The organism is Photobacterium aquae (assembly GCF_001029445.1).
Classification (GTDB): domain Bacteria; phylum Pseudomonadota; class Gammaproteobacteria; order Enterobacterales; family Vibrionaceae; genus Photobacterium; species Photobacterium aquae.
Genome location: NZ_LDOT01000002.1, coordinates 673,418 through 689,449, shown reverse-complemented (window position 1 = coordinate 689,449; position 16,032 = coordinate 673,418). Strand labels below are relative to the sequence as shown.

The following is a 16,032-nucleotide window of genomic DNA, read 5'->3' as shown; positions in this document are numbered from 1 at the left end:
ACTAACTGGTTATATATCTTAGAGGAATGATTTTCATTTTTAATTTTCGCCGTGTTGTCAACTTATAATTTATTATATTTTGTAATTATTTGAGCTCTGTCACCCTTGTGTGTTCATATGTTTATAAATCTTGACGTGAATTTGCCATAGGTATAGCATCTCGCAGTTTTAACTTTTGAAAGTGATTCGTCTCAATATTTAATGCTTAGATAGAATAAATAACTATGAATGGCTCGTATATTGAATTGGGGAAATGGATTTTAGATTTAGAAACGGGAAGGTTATTTCTTAATAATGATCTTTCTGCTTGTGTTAAGGTTATTCCCAATAAACCATTAGAGTTTCTTTCAGTATTATGCTGCGGAAATGGTCAAGTGGTAGATAAGGATATCATTGTTGATGCTGTATGGCGCGGTCATACATCGCCAGAAAATATTACACAAACAGTGAATAAATTAAGGATATTACTGGATGATTATGATAAGGAAATAATCGTTAATGTGCCAGGGAAAGGATATATATTAAAGTATAGTGAATATCTTTTTAATGATAAAAAAGAAACCGTAAAAGAAGAATTTCATGAGGAAAACATTTCCTTAAATAAGAGTGTTTATTTCAAGATTAAAGTTTTTCTTTGTGTTGCGTTGATGGGTGGTTTTGTCTATTTTGCGACAATGTATATTAACCAAGTTTCTTTTGATGATGCGGTATTGAGTGATGAATATTCATCTTGCGATGTTTCTGAAAAAAATAGCACCATTGTTTGCAAATAAAATGGATGTGTTTTTTTACATATCTTTACCCGTCTTGCTCTTCTTGATGTTTTATTCTTTTGCTGACTATTTTAATGATACGATTTATTTTGGTCGTGGAGAATACCATAATGATTTGGTTGTGACATCGCATATCCGGCATTGTTATTCAAATCGATATGTATTGAATGCATTTATTGAAAAATCCAATGGTGATGTTGACCGAATTCACTGTTCTGGGACGTTGACTGACGAGTATTATTTTGTCCCTGAAGATATGAAGAATGGCTGTTTTGGATCTTACAGAATAAAAAAACTTTCAAAAGGGTGCTATATGATGGAATCTGATTCGGTAGATAGCTTTACCCAGCATTTTTTCTTCTGCAAAATCGATGTAAAGCATAAGATGGCATAATTCTTCAGTGGTTGATTTATCAGATAAAAGCCCTCGTATAGTCGAGGGCTTTTTGTTTGATAAGTTATGCCACAAGGCTCCAAAGTAGGTATCCGTTAAGTGTCAGAACCAGGGAGACAATAACCCCGCCTAAGACCGAAATAATCCGAGGGTTGCAAAAACTCCCCATAATTTGTCTACGGCTGGTGAAAATCAGCAATGGGATAATGGCGAGGGCAACCCCAAAGCTGAGCACGACTTGGCTGGCAACCAGAATATCGGTTGTGCTGACTCCCACCATAATAAAGCCAAATGCCGGTAGCATTGTGATTGTCCGGCGTAACCACATAGGGATACTGAAGCGGACGAAGCCTTGCATCACCACCTGACCGGCTAAGGTGCCGACAACCGTTGATGATAGGCCTGAGGCGATCAGCGACAGCCCGAATAGCACTGCGGCCCCCTTACCCAGCAGCGGGGTCAGGGTCTGATATGCATTTTCGATACTGGCGATATCACTGCGCCCGGTGTGATGGAAGACTGCTGCCGCCATGGCAATGATGGCGATATTGACAAAACCGGCGATCGTCATCGCGATCAGTACATCGAGCCGGGTCATCTTGAGTCGCTGACGGATATTGTGGCCTGTTTGTGCGGTGAACAGTGCCGAGTGCAGGTAAATAACATGTGGCATGACCGTGGCCCCTAAAATGCCTGCTGCCAAGTAAATCTGCTTGGGATCGTTCAGGGTCGGAATGAGCAGGCCGGTCGCGAGTTCAGTGGCGGCAGGCTTGGCCATCAAGAGCTCGACGGCATAGATGGCGGCAACCAATACCAACAAGCCGCCGATAAAGAGTTCTAGGGGTTTCTGGCTGCGACGGCCGAGGGTGAGAATTGCGAGGGTTAGCAGGGCGGTAATGGTTGCGCCTTCTAGTAGGCTTACCCCTAGCAGTAATTGGAAACCGACGGCGGCCCCGATGAATTCGGCCAGATCGGTGGCCATTGCGATAATTTCAGCTTGAATCCAATAAGGAACAATCGCCCAGCGTGGCAGGTTGTCGCGAAGGTGCTCGGCAAGGTTTTTCCCGGTTACGATACCTAGCTTGGCAGAGAGGTACTGAATGAGCATCGCCATCAAATTAGCCCACAGCACAACCCATAGTAGCTGATAGCCAAACGCTGAACCTGATTCGATGTTGGTTGCGAAATTGCCCGGGTCAATATAGCCGATTGCTGCAATAAAAGCCGGGCCAAGCAGGCGACGGCTGTTGCCTTTAAGAAGATGGGCCGATTGGCTGTAAGCAGTATTGGCTGAAGGTGACACGAGCGCAGTCATGGCGGGTATTCCGGTTATTAATATGGGAGTGAATTTACGCTTGGTGACCGGAGGATGCCAATTTGTAATAACTATCGCTCTGATAGCATTTAGCGATGAATCGGAAAGTGGTAGTTCCCTGTTTTACCGAGATAAAAAAACGCCCCCGCAAAAGCGGAGGCGTTGAGGACTTTAGCGCAAAGTAATCGAAATTACTTGTTTGCTTCTTCCGCTTGCTTTGCCTGAATCGCAGTTAGTGCAACAGTGTAAACGATGTCGTCTACTAGTGCGCCACGAGAAAGGTCGTTCACCGGCTTACGCATGCCCTGAAGCATTGGACCGATAGAAACAAGGTCAGCAGAACGCTGTACCGCTTTGTACGTCGTGTTACCGGTGTTTAGGTCAGGGAATACGAATACAGTTGCTTTACCTGCTACTGGAGAGTTAGGTGCTTTAGAAGCAGCAACGTTTTCCATGATAGCGGCGTCGTACTGTAGAGGACCGTCGATCACGAGATCAGGACGCTTCTCTTGAGCAATCTTAGTTGCTTCACGTACTTTATCTACGTCTGCACCCTTACCAGATTCACCAGTAGAGTAAGAGATCATAGCAACGCGTGGTTCGATACCGAACGCTTTAGCAGAATCTGCAGACTGGATAGCGATTTCTGCAAGCTGCTCAGCAGTTGGATCTGGGTTGATCGCACAGTCACCGTAAACCAGTACTTGGTCAGGTAGCAGCATGAAGAATACAGACGATACGATAGACGCATCAGGTGCAGTCTTGATGATCTGGAACGGAGGAACGATAGTGTTCGCTGTTGTGTGAACCGCACCTGAAACCAGGCCGTCTACTTCGTCGTTTTCTAGCATCATAGTGCCTAGGAAAACAGAGTCTTGTAGTTTTTCACGTGCAACAACGTCAGTCATGCCTTTCGCGCCACGTAGCTCAACAAGGCGAGCAACGTAGTTTTCACGTACTTCATCAGAGTTGATGATAGTTACGCCAGCACCTAGTGTAACGCCCTGCTGCTCAGCAACACGACGGATTTCTTCTGGGTTACCAAGAAGCACACATTCTGCAATGCCGCGCTCAGCACAGATAGCCGCTGCTTTAACTGTACGAGGCTCGTCACCTTCAGGAAGAACGATACGCTTAGCTGCTTTACGTGCAAGCTCAGTTAGCTCGTAACGGAATGCAGGAGGGCTTAGGCGACGCTCTTTAGTTGAACCTTCAGTTAGAGATTCAATCCACTGGCCGTCGATGTGGCTAGCCATGTATTCGTTAACTAGCTCAACGCGCTCTTTGTCGTCAGCTGGTACTTCTAGGCTGAAGCTCTGAAGGTTCAGAGACGTCTGCCAAGTGTTGCCCGGTGCAGTCATTACAGGTAGGCCTGTTTCGAAAGCACGCTTACATAGGTCAGTGACCGCTTTTGGTAGCTCGTAGCCGCCAGTTAGTAGTAGGGCACCGATTTCAACGCCGTTCATTGCTGCAAGACATGCTGCTACGACAACGTCTGGACGGTCAGCAGAAGCAACAAGCAGAGAGCCTGGGCGGAAGTGCTCAATCATGTGCGGAATAGAGCGTGCACAGAAAGTGATGCTCTTGATGCGACGTGTCGCGATCTCGCCTTCGTTGATGATTTCAGCGTTCAGGTGCTTCGCAATGTCAGTTGAACGGGTTGCGATTAGCTCTGCGCTCCAAGGTGCACAGCCAAGTACACGGATTGGGCTAGAGTTGAAAACCTGCATTACTTCAACGTTAGACGGTACAGTACCTTCTACATCGTCAAAGATTTCAGATAGGTCAGGGCGAGTACGGCCTTCGGCATCTACTGGTGCGTTTAGTTTGTTAACGATAACGCCAGCAATTTGCTTGTTCTTGATGCCGCCGAAGTTAGAACATGCTACTTCGATGCGCTCTTTAAGCTGTGCAGGGTTGTCTGTACCAGGAGAGACAACGAATACGATTTCCGCGTCTAGCGTTTTCGCAATTTCGTAGTTGATCTGGTTAGCAAATGGGTGCTTGCGAGTAGGTACTAGACCTTCGATCAGTGCTACTTCAGCGTCAGCTGTAGACTCTTTGAAGCGTGCAACGATGTCTTCTAGCAGAACGTCGCTCTTATCGTTACGGATAAGTTCTTCGGCACATGCCATTGAGAATGGTTCTGCCACTTTCATGTCACTGTTTGCAGTGATGATTGTGGTAGTTAGATCAGGCTGTTCGCCGCCGTGACGAGGCTGTGCGATAGGCTTGAAGAATGAAACGCGAACACCTTTGCGTTCCATGGCGCGAAGTACACCAAGGCTTACGCTAGTAAGACCAACACCGGCGCCAACCGGAATAAGCATAATAGTACGGGACACTGTGGATTCCTCAACTATTGATAATACAGCGCTGGTCAATAATGATTGAGAAACCATTATTGAGCAGCGCCACAACAGACTGACATGGTTCAGTTAGTGTGAGCTAACTTATCAACCATGAAAAAACGGCCGGCCAAAGCCAGCCGTTCATCAACTATGGTGACGGATTAGATTTCAGCTAGACGAGCTGTATCTTCTGCGATCACTAGTTCTTCGTTAGTAGAAACAACCATTGCAGGAACACGGCTGTTTGCAGCAGTGATAACACCTTCGCCGCCGAAGCGTGCTTTCAGGTTAGCTTCGCTGTCTACTTCAACACCTAGGATAGCTAGACGGTTAAGTACCATCTCACGGATAGGTGCAGAGTTTTCACCGATACCACCAGTGAAAGTGATTGCGTCTAGACGACCTTCTAGAGACGCAGTGTAACCAGCTACGTACTTCGCTAGACGGTGGCAGAACACGTCCATTGCACGTGTTGCTTCTTCTTTCTCACCGTAGTTGTCTTCAACGAAACGGCAGTCAGAAGTCACTTCAGTCAGACCCTGTAGGCCAGACTCTTTAGTTAGCATGTTGTTGATTTTCTCAACAGAGTAGCCTAGGTTGTCGTGTAGGTGGAAGATGATCGCAGGATCGATATCACCACAACGAGTACCCATTACTAGACCTTCAAGAGGAGTCAGACCCATAGAAGTGTCTACAGACTGGCCGTTCTTGATTGCACAAACAGAAGCACCGTTACCTAGGTGGCAGTTGATGATGTTTAGTTCTTCAACTGGCTTACCAAGGATCTTAGCTGTCTCACGAGTGATGAACAGGTGAGAAGTACCGTGCATGCCGTAACGACGGATGCCGTGCTCTTTGTATAGGTTGTATGGAAGTGCGTATAGGAACGCTTCTTCAGGCATAGTCTGGTGGAATGCAGTATCGAATACAGCAACGTTTTTCAGTGCTGGGAATGCAGTTTGTGCTGCTTTGATACCGATGATGTGCGCAGGGTTGTGAAGAGGTGCTAGAGTTGCACAGTCTTCGATACCTTTTAGAACTTCGTCAGTGATCAGTGCAGATGCAGTGAACTGCTCGCCGCCGTGTACTACACGGTGACCGATAGCTGCTAGGTTTTCTGCTAGTTCTGGCTTAGACGCAAGAATTGTGTCTACCATAAACGCTAGTGCTTCTTCGTGAGCAGCGCCTTCACCTAGTTGAGCTTCGTGCTTGCCATCAAGTTTCCACTTGATGCGTGCTTCTGTAAGGTGCAGACATTCTGCAAGACCTGACAGGTGCTCATCACCTGAAACAGCGTCAACAACAGCGAACTTTAGCGAAGAGCTACCGCAGTTAAGAACTAAAACCAGCTTAGACATGAGAGTGACTACCTATAATCTGTCTGAAAGTTGATATTCAACTGAATAAAAATTACCCATAGGATAGACGACATTTTGCATCTGTCAGTCTAACCAGGGTCAAATTCATGTTATATCCATATATGAATTAGAAACGAGTAACCCGAATCCTGGGCCATCCTTGGAAGTGCCTCCAGTTGCCATTACGGAGATTACAGGCAACAATGAATGTAGGCGTGCTTAGGATAGCGATTGTTACGCAATATAACAAAAAGATTTTTAGAAAAAATTAATTTGAATCAAGTTAGTTATTTGTCAATTTGATTTTTTACTGATTTTTTTGAAGATTGGTGGTTTATGAATCAACACAACTCACTCTGGCAATCATTCCGTGATGGGCAGGATTACATGTCAACGTGGCCGATGCGGAAAGAGCTGGCCATGCTATTTCCCGAGCAGCGTTACATCAGGGCGACCCGATTTGCGATGCGGGTCATGCCAGCTGTCGCGGTGATGAGTGTATTGAGCCAAATGGCTTTCAATAATTATGATGCCTTGCCGCAGGCGATTGCCGTCGCGCTGTTTGCTTTGAGCATGCCGCTGCAGGGGTTATGGTGGTTGGGGCGTCGGAGCAATACCACGTTGCCGCCTTCGTTGGCGAGCTGGTATCGCGAAATCCACGACAAAATTTTGAGTGAAGGCTATGCGATGCAGCCGGTTAAGTCTCAGCCCCGCTATATGGAACTGGCTCAGGTACTTAACCGTGCGTTTAAACAGCTTGATAAAGCGTCACTTGAACGTTGGTTCTGATGCGTAAGGCTATCAACACCAGATAATAAAAAAGTAGCCATTGGGCTACTTTTTTATTATCTGCGTCTGACTTATTCTTCGTCGTCGGCTTCAATGTTTTTCTGGCGAACGCTTGGCTTGGCCAAGATTTCCAGATAGAACGAAGTCAGGCCTTTCGCTACCACCGCATCAATAGACTTGTTGATTTCTTTTAGGTGGATGACGTTTGCTTCCTGCTCGGTATCGCCGAATCGGCAGTCAAAGCTCCAGAAGTCAGCGCCTGCAGGCAGAGTTTTGTTGCGCTCACGCTTGATGTACTTCTTCACTTCGAATTTAACAGCGTCAACAACGCGTGGAACCGCTTTCTTTGGGTGAGTTAAAGCAAATGTTTTTTTCATCGTTTTCCTAGAATAAAAGCCCTATACACGTTGGGCACGGGCATATATTACTTCAAATCTGCGGTTGTCGCGAATAACAAGATCTAAGTCACATTCAGTTACCCGTCAGCGGTTGTGCCTTATCGCTTTTCTTGCTTTGCGGATTCTCCCTCCGCGGCGGTGGTGCGAGAGGGGGACTCGCCTATCACAGGGGCAGGTTCAGCTTCCGGTCAGCACGGTTATGCGATAGTCAGTGTCGAGATATTACTCGCTGTCTCTCTCCAGAGCCCCGCAAGCTTGGCCGCCGACGGGGCTTTTGGTTTTCTGCTATATATCCTGCTTTTGTCTATTGGCCGGCTGGCTTTGCTGGCTGTAGCCTCCCTTCTTCATAACACTGCAGCCCTTTGTTACGTGAATAGATTTCGTTCATTGCTGCTTTCATCTTGTCTTTGTTGATGTAGCTTGTCGGCAGCGGCATCACCTTGAAGGTGTAGTCCGGTGCATTCTCCGACAGTTCGCTTTCATCGGTGATTGGAGTGACCATGACGACTTTCAGAGCTGGATTCCGGGCCAAAATCCGTGATGCCGTCCCGAGCCCTTCTGCGACATGGAAGCGTCCGGCAGTATGGATGATCTGGGTATTTGGATGTAGGGCGAGGTAATTGACCATGCTTTCGGCCATCGTGTCATCCCATGCTGTTTGCGCAGCAAACTGGCGGTTGGTTTTGGCTTCGTCTCCGTGGTGCATTGAGGCGTTGAATACTTGACGGTAGCGATCGTTACTGAGGGTCAGTGTCTCGGCAACCCACTTCCGCTCGTTGGCGGGTAACTGCTCAAGGTAACCGGCGCCTTGTTGGCCGATGCAGCGGACAATCGACTTCGGGGCGTTGGCGGCAATGACATCGAGATCGTGCTGTTTGGCAAACTCCACCAACGGGCGGTAGTCACTGCTGTAGTTGGGCCAGGCGTTGCCCTCTTTGATCAGTGTTTTCTCGCCGATTTCACTGGCAAGGTACTGGTTGACGATATGCTGCTTGTCGCGGGTGAACTGCTCCATGGACAGTGCCATGTTCGGGTTTTCGGCATACAGGGCGGAGAACAGTTTTGTCTGCATCAGGTGTGCAGCCGGGTGGCCATGCCACTCACCGACCAGCACGATATCGGCATCACGGACAGCTTGCGCAAGGCTGCTGATTGTTAAGGTTTGGCCGTCAGGGCTGCGGATAGTTGCGTCGTAGAACGTTGCCGGAGGGGTTACTTGTGCGGCAGGGGAGAATTCGCCCTGTGCGCTACAACCGAGGAGCAGGCTGGTTAGGCCGAGGGAAAGCCATTTTTTCATGATTGTCAGTTCACCATTTTGTCCGCAAGGCGCGCGGGCGCGTCAGTCAGACGTATAAGTATAGTGCGCTGATAATAAAGGAGTTGATATTGGTTATCAAATGTTATTGATAACCAATATCAATTAATGGACGGTCATTTATGCGGTACGGCGGTACACCCTGATCGCAAAATCTGCTTCGCAGTGGAACTGTTCGCTGGCTGCCAGTTGTTGCCAAACGGCATCGCTGGTCTTCCATGCAAACGGGGTCATCTGCATTAGGGCTGTGGCTTCTTTGCCATTGAGTGTCATATCGTAATGTAGCTGGTCGTCCTCGATCAGCTCAAAGCCGTCAATGGATTCCACGGGTACATCATGGAGATGGACTTCGTCGTAGATCAGCCCTTTAAGTTGGTATAGGTGGCGCGGGGCAGGGGTAACAGCAACGAGGATCCCGCCGGGCTTGACGGTACGAGCCAGCTCCTCTCCCTTGCACGGTGCATAGATCCGGACCACGGCATCGAAACTTTGGTCGGCGAATGGTAGGCGGTGGCTGGATGCCACGCAGAAACGACACTCCTTGTAGCGTTTGGCCGCATAGCGAATCGCAATTTTAGATATATCGAGCCCGTAGACGGTCAGCCCCGATTGTTCCGGTGTGGCAAGGGAAAAATCATGGGTATAGTAGCCTTCGCCACAGCCAATATCGAGCAGTTGTTGGGCGCTCTCTGGCAGGTGCTGTTTGATTTTTTCCACCACGGCATGCTTCATTGGCTGGTAGTGGCCGCCTTCCAAGAACAGGCGTCGTGCCTGCATCATCTCTTTGTTGTCACCCGGGTTTTTAGAGCTCTTGTGATGGGCTGGCATCAGGTTGACATAGCCTTCTTTGGCAAGGTCGAAACGATGGTTGTTGGTACAAAGCCAGGTGTTCCCCTGTTGAGCGAGGGGAAGGTGGCACAATGGGCATTGGTAGGACATGTCATTATCCGCTGGAGCATAAACACAATAATAGCCGCATTGTAACCTCAACTTCCCTGTGATGTGTGGTTTTAGCCAGAATTTATCTAGCCGTCGAAACGGGAAGACTTGTCGTTGATAGCTACTGCGCATAATTTTGCAATTAAAATTTAATTCCAATTGATCTGTACTATGATTTTTGAGCGCAAATAAATGATTGATATCCCTGTAAGGGATGTATCTATCAATGGACGCGCGCAAATAAGGCTTCATTGTCTAATAAAAATGTACAACAGGAGTTGAACATGAAAAAAGCAGCATTAGCAGTGGTTATTCCCGTTCTTTTGGCATCTGGTGCCGTTCAGGCTGGTACGATTTACCAAGGTGAGGATGGGTCAACAATCGATGTATACGGACGCTTGGCATTCAATATTACTGACAAGGGCTCGGAGGACGTCGAGGGTAAGTTCGATGCCCGTCTAGGTATCGGGGGATCTCAGACCGTCAACGATACTGTATCGGTGATTGGCTGGGCCGAATATCAGGTTGGCGCCGCTGAGTTTGCCAACAACCTTAATGATGAGGATGAGCTGACGGCTCGTTATGTCTGGGCCGGTATCGACGGGGCAGAATACGGTCGCCTGACCGGGGGACGTGTCGCATCGGGGCTTATCATGTTCACCGACATCGTCGATGTGTTTGCTGCGTCGGATATCGCGATCGCCCGTCAGGTTGGTGTTGTTGATGCTACCGCAACTCAGGTATTTCGTCAGGATGGTACGGTGCAGTATCAAAACAGCTTTGATTATTTTGATGTATCGGCGGCCTATATCATCGGCAATAACACCTCTGACTTGGATACAGCCTATAACCTTGCATTGCGCTATACCTTCAACATGGGGGATGCGGGCAAGCTCGCCCCTGTCGCGATTTATCAGTATGACGAGGGTGAGAGCGGCGATGAGTACTATGTTTGGGGTATCGGTGCCAGCTATTACATCGGTGATGTAGTGCTTGGGGTCGTTTATTCCGAGGACGAGGTTGAAAAAGTTGGCGTAGTCGATAAGAGCAAGGATGAAGTTGTTGAGGCCTCGATCGTTTATGATCTCAATGATTGGTGGGTATTGCGCGCCGGTTACCGTTGGCTTGAAAACAGTGGCGGGGATGAACTGGAACTGAGTGATACCACCCTTGAGGCCCAATACCGCCTGACTACCCGCTCGTCAATTTTCGGTAGCTATGTCTTCCGTGATGGCGATAACGGCACATCAGCTGGCTATTCGGGCGATGCCGATGATGATTACTTTTTCCTTGGCCTGCGTTACGAATACTGATCGCTCATCATCGAGTCGATTATGATTGTCAAAGCCCTGCGAGTGCAGGGCTTTTTTGTTTGGGGCGTTAGCTCTGGGCTTTGTATTCGGCTTTGTCCAAGCTGTGCTTTTTCATTCGCAGATACAATTTCTTGCGCGGGACCTGAAGATAATTTGCTACATCGTTGATCCGGCCAGCAAACAGGTAGAGTGCATCTTCGATAACTTGCTTTTCGTAGCTGTCGACCAAGTCATCGAGCGGGCTGCTCATATGCTCGATAGGTGTGGTGCGATCTTGGCCTGTCAGTTTTACAATACCAATGGCGTACAGCTCGGCGACGTTTTTCAGCTCCAGCACATTGCCGTTCCACTCATGGCGGTTGAGGGTATTGATATAGGCCTTGTCGATGGTCGGCATCGGCTTGTGCAGTTTCTGGCAGCTCAGTTTCAGGAAGTACTTGAACAGCGGGGCAATATCGCAAACGCGCTGGCGAAGCGGCGGCAGCTGGAAGCGAACCTGACTCAGGAAGTAGAACAGCTCTGGCAGCAAGCGCTCCTGCTCCACAAGGTTTTCTGGTGTCGTACCGGTAATCGCCAGTACCCGGACTTCTTTCTTGTTCTGGCGCTCTTGCTCAAGCAGGAAGCGGCACAGCCACTGCTGGGTCTCCATTGGCATTTCATGGGGATCATGCAGGCTCAGGCTGCCGCTACGTGCCGAGATCATCGCACGCTGAAGGTCGGCGGTACAGGAGATGCTGTGACCGACGATTGCCACGAACGGACCACGGTGCAGGGTGCTGTTCTGGTGCAGTAGCTTGGTGACGGTATGGCGGCCGCTACCGCTTTCACCTTCAACCAGGACATCCTTGGAGGTCAGGGCGATTTGGGTGATTTTTTCACGGATTTTGCTGATCAGCGGGCTGTCGCCGAGCAATACGTCGGTGGTGGACTGGGAAATAGCCGAACGTTGTGCAATGTGAGATTTGCGGGCCGGCAAATGCTTATCCAGCAGGGCGAGCAGCTCGGCTGGCTGAAGAGGCTTTTGCAGGAAGTCCAGCGCACCGCGCTTGACGGCATCGACCGCCATCGGAATATCACCGTGACCGGTGATCATGATAACCGGTAATTTAGGATCAAGTGATTGAATATGGTCAAGTAAATCCATGCCGCTCAAGCCAGGCATGTACATGTCAGTGACCACTACGCCGGGCCAGTCTTTATGAAGTAGCGTAGTTACTAGGGTAGGATCGGTAATGGCCTTAACTTTATAGCCAGACATCTCCAGCAATTGCTGGTAGGACTCCAAAACGTCCTGATCGTCATCAATGATCAATACTTCAATATCGTTATTCATTATCATCGTTTTTCAACTCCAACACGACCATAGCCCCGCCTTGTAGATTGGAGGCAAGATAGATCTCGCCGTCAAAGCGGTTCATTATCGATCGGCAGATACTCAGCCCAAGGCCAAGCCCCACCTCTTTCGTTGTGGTAAATGGAACAAAGAGTTTTTCCATAATTTCGGCGGCAAATCCGTCGCCGCTATCACTGACGGCGAGGCGGACGTGCCCGGCCTCGGCATCAAGAGAATGAATGGTGATCTGGCGGGCATCGCTACCTGCGACGGCGTCGCAGCTATTTACCAGCAAGTTCACCAAAATCTGTTCGAACTGGACCTGATCGGCGATGCAGTAGAGCCCGCTTTCAAGCTCATTGTGGATGGTCGTTTGCTGGACCTTGGCTCGGCTTTCGACAATCATCATGGCCTGCTGCAGTGACGCTTCGATATCGATTCGGTGTAGTCGCTTGTCAGCTCCCTGTTTCTTGGAGAAACTTTTCAGGCTACTGATAATCCGACTCATGCGAGAAGTCAGATTATCAATTTTCTCCAAACTGGCAGGCAACTGGTCTGTTCTTGATTTCTCCAAGGCCAGTTTGGCGGTGAAGATATGGGTCGAGATCGCGGACAGCGGTTGGTTCAGCTCATGGGCCAGCGACGTCATGGTCTGCCCGACCACGGCCATTTTGGCGGCTTGGATCAGCTCGTCTTGGGTGTCTCGCAGATCCAGTTCAATGCGCTTGCGATCTTCGATTTCTTCGTGCAGTTGGCGGTTTCGGGTTGTTAATGAGTGGGTTTTTTCCCTGACCATTTTTTCCAGCCAGCGGGCAGCATTTTCCTGCTCGGTAATGTCAGTCATGGTTATGATGACCTTTTCCTTTTGTCCCTGACTGAACAAACGGAAGTCGAGGCGCAGGTATAAGTTGTCGTCTTCGCCTTTGGGTTGTTTGATCGTCAGGTTACAGCCATGTGGTTGGTAGAGCGGGCTACCGGCGGCAAATAGAGATTGCAGTCGGGGTTGCATGGCGAGGCTGAATAGCTCCCAGAATGCGAGAGTGTGGGGGAGCTCGACATGGGCAAACAGACTCTGGGCGCTTGGGTTGACCGACTCTATTCTGCCATTGAGATCAGAGGTGATGATACTGGCCTGAGTGTTGTTGATCAGGTTGAGGGCATTGCTCTGCTGCATTTCCTGCATTTGGCGGCAGAATTGGCGTAGGTTGTCACCCAGCAGGCCAATTTCGTCGTCGCCGCTGACTTGGATTTCGGCATTGTGCTGGTTGTTGGCCACCGCGTACAAATCCTGCGACAACAGGTTGAGACGCTTCACGATTCCTTTGCCAACGAGGTAGATCGACAGCATGACCGACAGGAATAGGGTGACAATCATCATTCCAAACAAAATCAGGTTACTGATGTTGATTGATTGACGCGTTTTTTCGTTGAGGGCCTGCAGTGAGGCATCCTCATGCTCAACCATCGTCTGGGTCAAAGCTTCCTGATGGCCCAATAGAGACTGTATTTTTTCTTCGTAGGAACGGATCTGGTTATACAACGCATTGTCGCGCACCAACTGGGTTTCGAGTTGGCCTCCGGGTTCCACGAGAGTGATCAGCTCATCCAAAAGTTGGCGGTAAGACGCAGTCGATGAATAGTGACTCAGCTTCTGGCTCATCCTACTGACTTCTTGGGTCTTGTAGCCGATGAAATAGAAAGCGTTGCCGATATCCCGATCTTTGCGCTGAAGGATGATTTCTTGCACCAACTGGTGGAGCTCGTTCTCCTTGACGGTGATGGCTTGGATCAGCGAGAACTCGGTCATCACATCATTGACTGTGCTCGATACCACCGCATTGGGCAGCATGCGGGTGAGTTGCCATTCGACTTCCTGGCGAATTGGCGTCAGTTCGTCAATGAGATCCTGATGGAGCCATTTGATGTTGTTTTCAGTTTGTGCCAGAACAAACAGGTGGGTGTTGCGTTGGTAGAGCAAGTCGGCATAGACCTTGATATCTTGCTGCAAAGTTTGGTTTTCGTGTTTGATCGCCGGGTATGATTCGAGCGTCGCGGTCAGATCAATGGCCGCATTGATGCGATCGAGTTTTTCGAGAATATTTTGTTTGAGATCCGCATGCATGATCGGATCGGTATTGTTGCTCAGCAGGTTGAGTGCCGCCTGCAGCCCAGCGGTATTTCGTTCGAGCTGGTAGCTGGCCTGTAGGGTGGGCATATTTTTGCTGACCATGGTCTGGATTTGGCCATCGAGGCTTTCCCAGTTGGCAATCGCAATGACACTGACGCAGATGTTGAGGAAGGCCATGAAAGTGATGGCACCAATTAGGCGGTTGCCGATGGTATTGCGCAATAGCATCAGTTTTTACGCCTATTTTCATATTGCTCGATCAACCGTTCGCACAGGGCGATCGACTGCTCAAGTTGTTCGCCCATCAATTGGCGCCAGTGGTTGGCGTATTTCACCGTGGTGAGGTCGTTACGATCCATCGTCAGAACGGCGAGTAGGTGCGGGTCTTGGGCTTGAGACTCAGTGACTGGCGGTGTACTGGCAAGCTTGATGGCCAGATTAAGCTGGCGCATTTCAGCATTGTTCAGGTGCGGTAGGCGCTTGACCTCGTTGATGAGCTGCCATGCTTGATTGAGCCGGATAAGCTGTTGGTTGATTGTCTGTTCAAACAGTTGTTTGACCATCATCCCCCGTTGGTGCATCAGCTGGTAGTTGAGCTGAGAGACGTCAAACGGCTGGGTCATGTTCTGCTTCAAGGCATATTTGTTCATGCTACTGCTGGACAGGGTATGCTGCACCTGATCAGAAAGCAGAAAACGGATGAACTCAATGCTGTGTGCCGCCGGGTTGATGTTATTAACGGCAGCAACATAGCTCGGCATCAATGGGCTGTTTGGCTGGTACTGGAAGCCGATAAACGGGAAGTGCTCCTGACGTCTGTAGGCATAACTATCGATGATCGGGCCAATCCCGGCCAAGCCGCGGGAGATAGTGTCGCTAACCCCGTAGCTGCGGGCTGAAACAGATGACAGGTTGCCGCCGATCTGCAGCAGTAGTTGCCAGCCTTTTTTCCAGCCGTGCTGTTGGAGGATATTTTCGACCATGATGTGGGTTGTCCCAGATCGTGCAGGGCTGCTCATGACTAAATGACGGAAGTACTGCGGGTCGGTCAGGCTCTCCCAAGAGTCTGGGGCCTTGATATTGTGTTTGGCAAGGTAGTCTTCGTTCCACATCAGCCCGTAACCGGAATAGCCGAATACGGCTACGTTCTCTAGCGTTTGCTGCATGAAGCGCTGGCGCTGGAAAGCCGAGTCGTAATTGAGCGCGTTAAGCGGCATCAGGCTGTTTTGTTCGCTGAGGTAATTGAATAGCGAAGGTGACGACGAAATGACAATATCGATGTCATGGTCGTTTTGTTCGAGGAGCCTGAGCCCCGCGACCTCACGTCGGTGGAGGATCGTGAAGGTCATAGAGGGATGCTCTTCCTTGAATTTTGCCAACAGTGGCTGAAGCGATTCTAGGGTAAAAGTCGTCAGGACGATCAGTTGGTTGTTAGGCTTGGCAAAACAAGAAGCCGATAGGAAACACACGGCAATCAGCAGAAATCGTATCATGTTCAAGTCGCCAGACAGGGATAGGGCTTGTATATACTAACCAAAAGTGTGGGATAACAGAGAGTAGGAATTCGATCGTATCAAATTATTGATGATTTAGTCGCTTTTTACGACAAGTGATTCTTTTGATGGG

The 16,032-nt window shown here is 49.1% G+C and carries 13 protein-coding genes; 4 read left to right on the top strand and 9 right to left on the bottom strand.

Features of this window, described 5'->3' with window-relative positions; all coding sequences use genetic code 11:
- Positions 1-224 precede the first annotated feature (224 nt).
- Both ABT56_RS03635 and ABT56_RS03630 read left to right on the top strand, forming a co-directional pair.
- A complete protein-coding gene (locus ABT56_RS03635) occupies positions 225-773 on the top strand; it encodes a winged helix-turn-helix domain-containing protein (RefSeq protein ID WP_047877453.1) in 549 nt (182 codons plus the stop codon).
- Complete coding sequence (locus ABT56_RS03630) at positions 718-1,167, top strand: hypothetical protein (protein ID WP_157037770.1); 450 nt, start codon at positions 718-720, stop codon at positions 1,165-1,167. Before ABT56_RS03635 ends, ABT56_RS03630 begins: the two co-directional genes overlap by 56 nt.
- Positions 1,168-1,231: 64 nt before the next feature.
- Here the strand turns inward: ABT56_RS03630 and ABT56_RS03625 are convergent, their stop codons facing one another.
- From ABT56_RS03625 to ABT56_RS03615, 3 genes are all read right to left on the bottom strand, one after another.
- A complete protein-coding gene (locus ABT56_RS03625; RefSeq protein WP_084722139.1) occupies positions 1,232-2,482 on the bottom strand; it encodes an Nramp family divalent metal transporter in 1,251 nt (416 codons plus the stop codon).
- 191 nt (positions 2,483-2,673) lie between these two features.
- On the bottom strand, positions 2,674-4,827 hold the full coding sequence (pta, locus tag ABT56_RS03620) for a phosphate acetyltransferase (RefSeq protein ID WP_157037769.1): 2,154 nt from the start codon (positions 4,825-4,827) through the stop codon (positions 2,674-2,676).
- A 167-nt stretch (positions 4,828-4,994) separates the two neighbouring features.
- Positions 4,995-6,191, bottom strand: a complete 1,197-nt coding sequence (locus tag ABT56_RS03615; RefSeq protein WP_047877450.1) for an acetate kinase — start codon at positions 6,189-6,191, stop codon at positions 4,995-4,997.
- A gap of 336 nt (positions 6,192-6,527) precedes the next feature.
- On the opposite strand from ABT56_RS03615, the gene yfbV reads away from it, so the two are divergent.
- Positions 6,528-6,980: a terminus macrodomain insulation protein YfbV gene (gene yfbV / locus ABT56_RS03610; RefSeq protein WP_047877449.1), complete on the top strand. Its 453-nt coding sequence runs from the start codon at positions 6,528-6,530 to the stop codon at positions 6,978-6,980.
- 71 nt (positions 6,981-7,051) lie between these two features.
- Here yfbV and ABT56_RS03605 read toward each other — a convergent pair whose 3' ends face one another.
- The 3 genes from ABT56_RS03605 to rlmA all read right to left on the bottom strand — a co-directional run bounded on the left by ABT56_RS03605 (position 7,052) and on the right by rlmA (position 9,632).
- Complete coding sequence (locus tag ABT56_RS03605) at positions 7,052-7,357, bottom strand: DUF6172 family protein (protein WP_047877448.1); 306 nt, start codon at positions 7,355-7,357, stop codon at positions 7,052-7,054.
- A gap of 325 nt (positions 7,358-7,682) precedes the next feature.
- Positions 7,683-8,675, bottom strand: a complete 993-nt coding sequence (locus ABT56_RS03600; protein WP_047877447.1) for a ChaN family lipoprotein — start codon at positions 8,673-8,675, stop codon at positions 7,683-7,685.
- A gap of 138 nt (positions 8,676-8,813) precedes the next feature.
- Positions 8,814-9,632: a 23S rRNA (guanine(745)-N(1))-methyltransferase gene (gene rlmA / locus ABT56_RS03595; RefSeq protein ID WP_047877446.1), complete on the bottom strand. Its 819-nt coding sequence runs from the start codon at positions 9,630-9,632 to the stop codon at positions 8,814-8,816.
- Positions 9,633-9,916: 284 nt separating this feature from the next.
- On the opposite strand from rlmA, the gene ABT56_RS03590 reads away from it, so the two are divergent.
- Positions 9,917-10,945, top strand: coding sequence for a porin (locus ABT56_RS03590; protein ID WP_047877445.1), 1,029 nt, complete (start codon positions 9,917-9,919; stop codon positions 10,943-10,945).
- 67 nt (positions 10,946-11,012) lie between these two features.
- Here the strand turns inward: ABT56_RS03590 and ABT56_RS03585 are convergent, their stop codons facing one another.
- Genes ABT56_RS03585 through ABT56_RS03575 form a run of 3 tightly spaced genes read right to left on the bottom strand, consistent with a single transcriptional unit; the run spans position 11,013 to position 15,899 of the window.
- A complete protein-coding gene (locus tag ABT56_RS03585) occupies positions 11,013-12,284 on the bottom strand; it encodes a sigma-54-dependent transcriptional regulator (RefSeq protein ID WP_047877444.1) in 1,272 nt (423 codons plus the stop codon).
- Positions 12,271-14,634 carry an ATP-binding protein gene (locus ABT56_RS03580; RefSeq protein ID WP_047877443.1) on the bottom strand — a complete coding sequence of 788 codons (2,364 nt, stop codon included), beginning with the start codon at positions 14,632-14,634 and terminating at the stop codon, positions 12,271-12,273. The genes ABT56_RS03585 and ABT56_RS03580 overlap by 14 nt, the downstream gene beginning before the upstream one ends.
- A complete protein-coding gene (locus tag ABT56_RS03575; RefSeq protein WP_047877442.1) occupies positions 14,634-15,899 on the bottom strand; it encodes an ABC transporter substrate-binding protein in 1,266 nt (421 codons plus the stop codon). Before ABT56_RS03575 ends, ABT56_RS03580 begins: the two co-directional genes overlap by 1 nt.
- Between the last annotated feature and the right edge of the window lie 133 nt (positions 15,900-16,032).

Excerpts from the sequence above, each read along its gene's own strand:
- rlmA (WP_047877446.1), bottom strand. The coding sequence starts at position 9,632 with ATGTCCTACCAATGCCCATTGTGCCACCTTCCCCTCGCTCAACAGGGG.
- ABT56_RS03580 (WP_047877443.1), bottom strand. The coding sequence starts at position 14,634 with ATGCTATTGCGCAATACCATCGGCAACCGCCTAATTGGTGCCATCACT.
- ABT56_RS03600 (WP_047877447.1), bottom strand. The coding sequence starts at position 8,675 with ATGAAAAAATGGCTTTCCCTCGGCCTAACCAGCCTGCTCCTCGGTTGT.
- ABT56_RS03585 (WP_047877444.1), bottom strand. The coding sequence starts at position 12,284 with ATGATAATGAATAACGATATTGAAGTATTGATCATTGATGACGATCAG.
- ABT56_RS03590 (WP_047877445.1), top strand. The coding sequence starts at position 9,917 with ATGAAAAAAGCAGCATTAGCAGTGGTTATTCCCGTTCTTTTGGCATCT.
- yfbV (WP_047877449.1), top strand. The coding sequence starts at position 6,528 with ATGAATCAACACAACTCACTCTGGCAATCATTCCGTGATGGGCAGGAT.
- ABT56_RS03625 (WP_084722139.1), bottom strand. The coding sequence starts at position 2,482 with ATGACTGCGCTCGTGTCACCTTCAGCCAATACTGCTTACAGCCAATCG.
- ABT56_RS03630 (WP_157037770.1), top strand. The coding sequence starts at position 718 with ATGAATATTCATCTTGCGATGTTTCTGAAAAAAATAGCACCATTGTTT.
- ABT56_RS03605 (WP_047877448.1), bottom strand. The coding sequence starts at position 7,357 with ATGAAAAAAACATTTGCTTTAACTCACCCAAAGAAAGCGGTTCCACGC.
- ABT56_RS03635 (WP_047877453.1), top strand. The coding sequence starts at position 225 with ATGAATGGCTCGTATATTGAATTGGGGAAATGGATTTTAGATTTAGAA.
- ABT56_RS03575 (WP_047877442.1), bottom strand. The coding sequence starts at position 15,899 with ATGATACGATTTCTGCTGATTGCCGTGTGTTTCCTATCGGCTTCTTGT.
- ABT56_RS03615 (WP_047877450.1), bottom strand. The coding sequence starts at position 6,191 with ATGTCTAAGCTGGTTTTAGTTCTTAACTGCGGTAGCTCTTCGCTAAAG.